Below are 8,510 nucleotides of genomic sequence, written 5' to 3' on the forward strand. Positions count from 1 at the left end.
TCGGCCAAATCTTGCTCGCTGAGCAACTTTTCGCCCAAACCACAAGCAATACCTTGCTCTCCTCTTTCCATGATTAGGCTAACTCACTGTTTTCATTGAACTCCATCACTGGCACACCCCTTGCGTTATTACCCACGTAGTAAACAACCTCCTCCGAATTTTTATAGGGAAATTACAATGCCAACTCCTTGTTATATCGCCATCGAAGGCAAAACCCAGGGCAACATCACTGCCGGTGCCTTCACCGCTGACTCTGTCGGTAACATCTACGTGGAAGGCCACGAAGACGAGATGCTGGTCCAAGCCTTTGACCACATCGTGACCGTACCCACTGACCCTCAAAGCGGTCAGCCGTCAGGCCAACGTGTTCACAAGCCGTTCAAGTTCACCGTAGCACTGAACAAAGCGGTTCCTTTGATGTACAACGCACTGGCCTCCGGTGAGATGCTGCCGAAGATTGAGCTCAAGTGGTACCGCACGTCTGTCGAAGGAAAGCAGGAGCACTTCTTCTCCACCATCCTGACTGACGGCACCATCATCGATATCGATTGCAACATGCCTCACTGTCAGGACGCACAGAAGAAAGAGTTCACTCAGCTGGTGACCGTCTCTGTGGCCTACCGCAAGATTGACTGGGAGCACACAGTTGCGGGTACTTCCGGTGCGGATGACTGGCGTGCGCCTATCGAAGCTTAAGGCTTCCTGGCAGAAGGCGTGTTTCTTTGTGAAGCAGGCCTTTCTGACCCCACCCGCCCTTGCGGCGGGTTTTGTCGTCAGACAGTGACGTCTGATGAAGCTTCTGAAGTCTCTCAGAAGCAATGGATAGTTCTTGCTGGGTATCTCTATGGCTACGGAAAGCGGTCTCCAATTTACTCTTAACGTCGAAGGCTTGCCTGACGACACCTTTGTGGTGGTCGACTTTCAGGGCGACGCCCATCTCTCGGCCCCTTTCTGTTTTGATATCAAGCTGGCCAGCCGTAATGAAGCCGTCTCTGAAAATGACACGGTGGACCGTAATGTCACACTGGTGATTTGGCAGGACGGGGAGCTCAAGCAACGCTTCCACGGGATTGTCCGCCGTTTCTCGAGAGGCGATACGGGTTTCCATCACACCCGTTATGCGCTGGAGATGGTGCCGTCCCTTGCCAGATTGTCCCTTCGTCAGAACAGCCGTATCTTCCAGCAGCAGTCTGCCCCGGAAATCATGAGTATTCTCCTGCAGGAGATGGGCATTGATGATTATGCGTTCTCGCTCTCCGGTAAACCTCAGACCCGTGAGTATTGTGTGCAGTACCGCGAGACGGACCTTGAGTTCTTAGAACGTATTGCCGCGGAAGAGGGCATTTTCTATTGCTTCCTGCACAGTAAAGACAAGCACACGGTGCTGTTCTCGGATGATACCCAGACCCTGTCTGCCTCGGGCCTTGCGCTGCCTTATAACGTGAATGTCGGTGGGATATCGAAAGAGAACTTCGTGAAAGGCTGGCAGTATTCGGCGCAGGCAAGACCGTCGTCGGCGCAGCTGAAAGATTACAGTTTTAAAAAGCCGGCCTATGGCTTTTTACATGAACACGCGGGCACGGAGATGGCCTTCCAGCGTGGTACGTATGAGCATTATGACTACCCGGGGCGTTATAAGAGTGACGCCGCCGGGAAGCCGTTTACCCAGTATCGTCTTGAGCATTTAAGACGTGATGCCATCACGGCGACGGCGCAAAGCAATGTCCCACAGGTTCAGCCGGGCATGCTGTTTGACCTGGTTGACCATCCGGATGAGACCACGAACCGTGATTGGGTGGTGGTCTCTACCCAGTGTGAAGGCACTCAGCCTCAGGCGCTGGAAGAGGCCGGCGGTGAGGGCATGACGACGTTCCACAATACCTTTTCGGTCATTCCTGCACACAGACCCTGGCGTCCGACTCCGCAACCGAAACCTTGTGTCCATGGCCCGCAAATCGCGATTGTCACCGGTCCGGATGGCGAGGAAATCTTCTGTGATGAACATGGCCGGGTGAAGGTGCAGTTCCCCTGGGACCGTTATGGTAACAGTGATGATGCCTCAAGCTGTTGGGTACGGGTCTCTCAGGGTTGGGCAGGTGGTCAGTATGGCATGATGGCCATTCCCCGCATCGGTCATGAGGTGATTGTCTCTTTCCTTGAAGGTGACCCGGACCAACCAATTGTTACCGGGCGTACTTATCACGCCACCAATGTGCCTCCCTATCCGCTGCCCGCTAACAAAACGCGCACGGTACTCAGAACCGAAACCCATCAGGGCGAAGGTTTTAACGAGCTTCGCTTTGAGGACCAGGCGGGGCAGGAAGAAATCTATGTCCATGCCCAGAAGGACATGAACCTGCTGGTCGAGAATGACCGCAAGGACAACATCAAGCATGACCTCCATCTGGATGTCGAGAATGAAAGGTTCCAGCATATTAAGGTGGATGACCACCTGACGGTCGATGGGCAATCCAAAGAGCATGTGAAAGGTGATATCAGCCTGACAGTCGATACCTCACTGCATATCAAGCAAGGAAAGAAACAACTGCTCGAAGCAGGCACCGAGATTCACCATAAAGCGGGCGACAAAGTCATCATCGAAGCAGGCACAGAAATTACCGTCAAAACAGCCGCAGGCTTTGTAAAACTGGACCCTGCAGGGGTTCATATTTCAGGCCCTGTCGTGAACCTCAACTCAGGAGGCAGTGCGGGAAGTGGCAGCGGGTTTGGGGGGCTCAAACCTATGCTGCCAAACGAACAACGCGCATTTAATCGACGGGTCATGATACTTCATGACAAGTCTGAAGAACCTGTTCCATTTGTTGATTATCGAATCGAACTCGCTGACGGAACTGCCTTTGAGGGTCAATCTGACAAAAATGGCATTGCTTACTTCGTTGAGTCTGGCGAAGAACCACAACCCTTTAAAGTTTACTTGAGAGATGAAGGATGAATTGGAGATTAGCCAGTGAAGGGAGCACCACACCTTCCAGTGATTCAGAACCATTAGTCGTTCGAGCCCCGATGGGTAATCAGTTTTGGCTCGAAAACACCGGTGATGGTAACTTGGATGTTAAGTATTATGTTAACGGCCAAGCCTCCCCTCCACTTCCTCAAACCTCAGACAGGCCAACGTTGCTAGACAATAGCCTTGCGGGCACCACAGGAAAACTTGAAATAGAAGTCAACGGCGAGAAAACAACACTTATAGAAGATATTGACTCTTCGTTGCTTACATCTCCAGCCGAGCTTCGCGGAGGTTTAGTTGTTGGTCAACCAAAAAACATAGCGCCAGAACCAAACCCAAGAGTACCCTTTTCTCCTGACACACCACCACTCGACGCAAGAATATTGTTGCCCGACAATGCACTTGGAAATACAGAAATTGACCTTATTTCTGTTATTCCTAGCGCCCCTCATATACAAGCTATTAGCGATGAGGGTATCTATAGTGTTGACACATTGACTGATGGCCAAATTTCTTGGCTAAAGGAGTCATTTCTGCAGAATTCGGTAGCCACAGTGGGAAACGAATTAGCTGTAGCTATCAGACAAACGGTTAGTCACGGCAAAGAGTTCGGTATTAAAGCCGCAAGAGACTTTCTGAAAGAGGTTATATTTCAAGGGAAGTTTGCAATAAAGAACATTTCCTCATGGGGTGGGAAACCAGCGATTGTGTTCAAGGGAAACCATCGTTCTCGCACTTTCCTTACAGCCGTAATGTATGGCGTAAAAAACAAAAAGATGACATATATTTCAAGTTATTCCGAGATAGCTAAAGATATTATCGATGGTAATGTTAGCGGCGCTTCCAAATCAGCCGTGGCAGGAAGTATGCCACTAAAATCTGGTAATTTTGTCGGCTTTGCCATAGCAGCAGCATTTGATGTCCACGCTTTCATGAAAGATGATGACCCGGAGAAGAATTGGGGAGGTCTCCTTGGCATGCTAGGCGTGACATTTGTGAAAGTTTGGGCTGCGGGCTTTGTCGGTCTGCTTGCAGCAAGTGCATTTTTAGCGGCCGTTGCTGGCGCACCGGTTCTTGCCGTTGTTGCAGTTGGTGCTGCTGTAGCGATTGTCGTTGGAGTTGGGCTAGACTTCCTTGATACCCAACTGGGTATAAAAGAAGGTGCCCGCAAGATAGGTCGAGGCTTTGTTGATATCATTGATAGCCTACTCAGCTTTTCGTTTGAAGACCTTGAAGGTATGGTAGATCGATGGGAACAAGACTTTAAATCGTCTTTGAGAGAAAACGACCCGAATGGCTATTGTGCTCTATTCTGCAGCGATTCACTTGATCAACTGGATGCTTGGATGAGAGGTTTGGGTGGTAGAGGTCTTGGAGGTAGATTTTAGTGGTAACTATGCTCAACACTGGGAAAAAAGCCGTAAATGTGGCGAGTTTTATTTCAATCTTCATTTCAATTTTATGCTTGTCGCTTACATTGAGCCTGTACGCAGTAAACAGCGAGAAGTTCCTATTTCAGAGCATTTTCGTAGTACTGTTAATTTTTATATTTTTTTATTTCCACCTTGCTGGTCGAAATGACAAAGACAGTAATCCAATAAGATACTGGGCTTCAACATTAAGGAAGGCATTGTTGAGCGTCTACTTGTCTATGAGCTTGCTTCCTCTTTTTTTCATCGAATCACTCCCAGGAACACCTTATTTAGTTATGGCTTCGACTTGTCTAATCTCTGGTTTAACCGCTTTTCTTTCTGGAAAATACTATTTCAGCACTGAAATCCTAAACCAGAAGATGACACGAGCAGGCATGTTCACTAATGACTATGCAAACGGCACTGAAACTATCTCTGCTGGAGTATTTCACTCATTTCGAGCCCCAACCAACGCCATCGCATCACTTTTTTTAAAAATATTCAAATCCATACTGGTCTCACTGTGTATTGCAGCTCTATTGTTTGGAGCAAGTGCAGGCTTTGTACTTCTTGCCTTAGTTGAAATACTACAGCCTAGTTCTCCTGAGGTTTCATCTCACGCGATCATCATTTTTTTTGCGATTCTCCCCCTGACAACAGCTGGTATGGTCTACATATACCCCATGACAGCGTTTATTAAGAAATGGGGAAAGAACAATACATTGAGTAACGAATGATGATCACTCAAAGAGGTTGCCTATTAGTCGCATTAGTACTCACATGTATCTCAATGCCTATTAAGGCCTTTGCATCGTTAGAGGGAAGCTACTCCACACCTGCCGACTCATCGACGTCTCAACAGTATGTCGTGGGTGTGTTCAGCGGTAAGCTCGCCATCGAAAATGATGGAGACATCTACCTCGCGAAAGAAATGGATAGGACTGAAAGAGCAGAGTTTGCGGAATATCTTATGATGGGTAGCTCCGAGCTAAATGATGCGAAATGTCTAGTGACACCCTCTAAAGACCTCGCGTTAATCGAAAAAGCTGCTTCATCCGCCGGTGCTGATGTCGCCGAGGTGACGGCATCCGGTAAATCCGCACTGAAATTTGTTGATGATCAGAACCAAAAAGCCATTATCACGCTCACGCCGAAATACAAAATCCGCCAGATACTCTGTGCTTCGGAAACAGAGATTGAGCTCGCTGAAAGTAAGATTTTCTTCTTTAGCAGGCTGTTGGGTATTGTCCCTTTGGTTAAAAACTAAGAATTTAATAAGGAATAAGTCATGGGAAATGCAGTTCGACTGGGGGATACGGGAACAGACCACGATGGTTTCCCACCAACGCCAACAACCGCTGGCTCTGGCACAGTTAAAATTGATGGTATCCCAGTTTGCCGTTTGGGCGACCCACTGGCACCTCATGACAAACCTAAGCACCCTCCACATGGTCGAAGTATTGCGGCAGGTTCAGCGACGGTTTTTGCTGATGGAAAACCCGTAGCAAGAACGGGAGACCCAGTAAGCTGCGGTGGCGTAGTTATTGGCGGCGGCACAGTAAATATCGGTTAACCTGTTGTATTACTCTTACCTTTCTTAGTTTATCTTACCAAACTAACCGCCTAATCTCTGAATGTATTGGGCGGTATCAACCTTCACCAATTCAAATACCTAGCCCCAGAAACTTCCTATTTCACTTCAAATCAACCTGACCAATCCGGCCAAATCTTGCTCGCTGAGCAACTTTTCGCCCAAACCACAAGCAATACCTTGCTCTCCTCTTTCCATGATTAGGCTAACTCACTGTTTTCATTGAACTCCATCACTGGCACACCCCTTGCGTTATTACCCACGTAGTAAACAACCTCCTCCGAATTTTTATAGGGAAATTAAGATGCCAACTCCTTGTTATATCGCCATCGAAGGCAAAACCCAGGGCAACATCACTGCCGGTGCCTTCACCGCTGACTCTGTCGGTAACATCTACGTGGAAGGCCACGAAGACGAGATGCTGGTACAAGCCTTTGACCACATCGTGACCGTACCCACTGACCCTCAAAGCGGTCAGCCGTCAGGCCAACGTGTTCACAAGCCGTTCAAGTTCACCGTAGCACTGAACAAAGCGGTTCCTTTGATGTACAACGCACTGGCCTCCGGTGAGATGCTGCCGAAGATTGAGCTCAAGTGGTACCGCACGTCTGTCGAAGGGAAGCAGGAGCACTTCTTCTCCACCATCCTGACTGACGGCACCATCATCGATATCGATTGCAACATGCCTCACTGTCAGGACGCACAGAAGAAAGAGTTCACTCAGCTGGTGACCGTCTCTGTGGCCTACCGCAAGATTGACTGGGAGCACACAGTTGCGGGTACTTCCGGTGCGGATGACTGGCGTGCGCCTATCGAAGCTTAAGGCTTCCTGGCAGAAGGCGTGTTTCTTTGTGAAGCAGGCCTTTCTGACCCCACCCGCCCTTGCGGCGGGTTTTGTCGTCAGACAGTGACGTCTGATGAAGCTTCTGAAGTCTCTCAGAAGCAATGGATAGTTCTTGCTGGGTATCTCTATGGCTACGGAAAGCGGTCTCCAATTTACTCTTAACGTCGAAGGCTTGCCTGACGACACCTTTGTGGTGGTCGACTTTCAGGGCGACGCCCATCTCTCGGCCCCTTTCTGTTTTGATATCAAGCTGGCCAGCCGTAATGAAGCCGTCTCTGAAAATGACACGGTGGACCGTAATGTCACACTGGTGATTTGGCAGGACGGGGAGCTCAAGCAACGCTTCCACGGGATTGTCCGCCGTTTCTCGAGAGGCGATACGGGTTTCCATCACACCCGTTATGCGCTGGAGATGGTGCCGTCCCTTGCCAGATTGTCCCTTCGTCAGAACAGCCGTATCTTCCAGCAGCAGTCTGCCCCGGAAATCATGAGTATTCTCCTGCAGGAGATGGGCATTGATGATTATGCGTTCTCGCTCTCCGGTAAACCTCAGACCCGTGAGTATTGTGTGCAGTACCGCGAGACGGACCTTGAGTTCTTAGAACGTATTGCCGCGGAAGAGGGCATTTTCTATTGCTTCCTGCACAGTAAAGACAAGCACACGGTGCTGTTCTCGGATGATACCCAGACCCTGTCTGCCTCGGGCCTTGCGCTGCCTTATAACGTGAATGTCGGTGGGATATCGAAAGAGAACTTCGTGAAAGGCTGGCAGTATTCGGCGCAGGCAAGACCGTCGTCGGCGCAGCTGAAAGATTACAGTTTTAAAAAGCCGGCCTATGGCTTTTTACATGAACACGCGGGCACGGAGATGGCCTTCCAGCGTGGTACGTATGAGCATTATGACTACCCGGGGCGTTATAAGAGTGACGCCGCCGGGAAGCCGTTTACCCAGTATCGTCTTGAGCATTTAAGACGTGATGCCATCACGGCGACGGCGCAAAGCAATGTCCCACAGGTTCAGCCGGGCATGCTGTTTGACCTGGTTGACCATCCGGATGAGACCACGAACCGTGATTGGGTGGTGGTCTCTACCCAGTGTGAAGGCACTCAGCCTCAGGCGCTGGAAGAGGCCGGCGGTGAGGGCATGACGACGTTCCACAATACCTTTTCGGTCATTCCTGCACACAGACCCTGGCGTCCGACTCCGCAACCGAAACCTTGTGTCCATGGCCCGCAAATCGCGATTGTCACCGGTCCGGATGGCGAGGAAATCTTCTGTGATGAACATGGCCGGGTGAAGGTGCAGTTCCCCTGGGACCGTTATGGTAACAGTGATGATGCCTCAAGCTGTTGGGTACGGGTCTCTCAGGGTTGGGCAGGTGGTCAGTATGGCATGATGGCCATTCCCCGCATCGGTCATGAGGTGATTGTCTCTTTCCTTGAAGGTGACCCGGACCAACCAATTGTTACCGGGCGCACGTATCACGCCACCAATGTGCCTCCCTATCCGCTGCCCGCTAACAAAACGCGCACGGTACTCAGAACCGAAACCCATCAGGGCGAAGGTTTTAACGAGCTGCGCTTTGAGGACCAGGCGGGGCAGGAAGAAATCTATGTCCATGCCCAGAAGGACATGAACCTGCTGGTCGAGAATGACCGCAAGGACAACATCAAGCATGACCTCCATCTGGATGT

8 protein-coding genes are annotated in these 8,510 nt (G+C 50.1%); all 8 read left to right on the forward strand.

Annotation, left to right across the window (positions count from 1 at the left end):
* Positions 1 to 177 precede the first annotated feature (177 nt).
* Entirely contained in the window at positions 178 to 696 is a 519-nt protein-coding gene (locus tag QL223_RS25670; RefSeq protein ID WP_062667983.1) for an Hcp family type VI secretion system effector, read from the forward strand.
* 148 nt (positions 697 to 844) lie between these two features.
* Positions 845 to 2,953 (forward strand): type VI secretion system tip protein VgrG, encoded by a 2,109-nt coding sequence (tssI, locus tag QL223_RS25675; protein ID WP_281546340.1) that lies wholly within the window; start codon positions 845 to 847, stop codon positions 2,951 to 2,953.
* Positions 2,950 to 4,356 carry a hypothetical protein gene (locus QL223_RS25680; protein WP_002542863.1) on the forward strand — a complete coding sequence of 469 codons (1,407 nt, stop codon included), beginning with the start codon at positions 2,950 to 2,952 and terminating at the stop codon, positions 4,354 to 4,356. The genes tssI and QL223_RS25680 overlap by 4 nt, the downstream gene beginning before the upstream one ends.
* Positions 4,356 to 5,117, forward strand: coding sequence for a hypothetical protein (locus QL223_RS25685; protein ID WP_002542862.1), 762 nt, complete (start codon positions 4,356 to 4,358; stop codon positions 5,115 to 5,117). Before QL223_RS25680 ends, QL223_RS25685 begins: the two co-directional genes overlap by 1 nt.
* 53 nt (positions 5,118 to 5,170) lie before the next feature.
* Entirely contained in the window at positions 5,171 to 5,647 is a 477-nt protein-coding gene (locus tag QL223_RS25690) for a hypothetical protein (RefSeq protein ID WP_152442444.1), read from the forward strand.
* Between the two features lie 21 nt (positions 5,648 to 5,668).
* Complete coding sequence (locus QL223_RS25695; protein WP_002542860.1) at positions 5,669 to 5,953, forward strand: type VI secretion system PAAR protein; 285 nt, start codon at positions 5,669 to 5,671, stop codon at positions 5,951 to 5,953.
* Between the two features lie 322 nt (positions 5,954 to 6,275).
* Positions 6,276 to 6,794, forward strand: coding sequence for an Hcp family type VI secretion system effector (locus QL223_RS25700; protein ID WP_062667983.1), 519 nt, complete (start codon positions 6,276 to 6,278; stop codon positions 6,792 to 6,794).
* Between the two features lie 148 nt (positions 6,795 to 6,942).
* On the forward strand, positions 6,943 to 8,510 hold a 1,568-nt coding region (locus tag QL223_RS25705; RefSeq protein WP_281546341.1), incomplete at its 3' end, for a type VI secretion system tip protein VgrG.

The organism is Grimontia sp. SpTr1 (assembly GCF_947387585.1).
Taxonomy (GTDB): Bacteria; Pseudomonadota; Gammaproteobacteria; order Enterobacterales; family Vibrionaceae; genus Enterovibrio; species Enterovibrio indicus.

Excerpts from the sequence above, each read along its gene's own strand:
- QL223_RS25670 (WP_062667983.1), top strand. The coding sequence starts at position 178 with ATGCCAACTCCTTGTTATATCGCCATCGAAGGCAAAACCCAGGGCAAC.
- tssI (WP_281546340.1), top strand. The coding sequence starts at position 845 with ATGGCTACGGAAAGCGGTCTCCAATTTACTCTTAACGTCGAAGGCTTG.
- QL223_RS25680 (WP_002542863.1), top strand. The coding sequence starts at position 2,950 with ATGAATTGGAGATTAGCCAGTGAAGGGAGCACCACACCTTCCAGTGAT.
- QL223_RS25690 (WP_152442444.1), top strand. The coding sequence starts at position 5,171 with ATGCCTATTAAGGCCTTTGCATCGTTAGAGGGAAGCTACTCCACACCT.
- QL223_RS25695 (WP_002542860.1), top strand. The coding sequence starts at position 5,669 with ATGGGAAATGCAGTTCGACTGGGGGATACGGGAACAGACCACGATGGT.
- QL223_RS25700 (WP_062667983.1), top strand. The coding sequence starts at position 6,276 with ATGCCAACTCCTTGTTATATCGCCATCGAAGGCAAAACCCAGGGCAAC.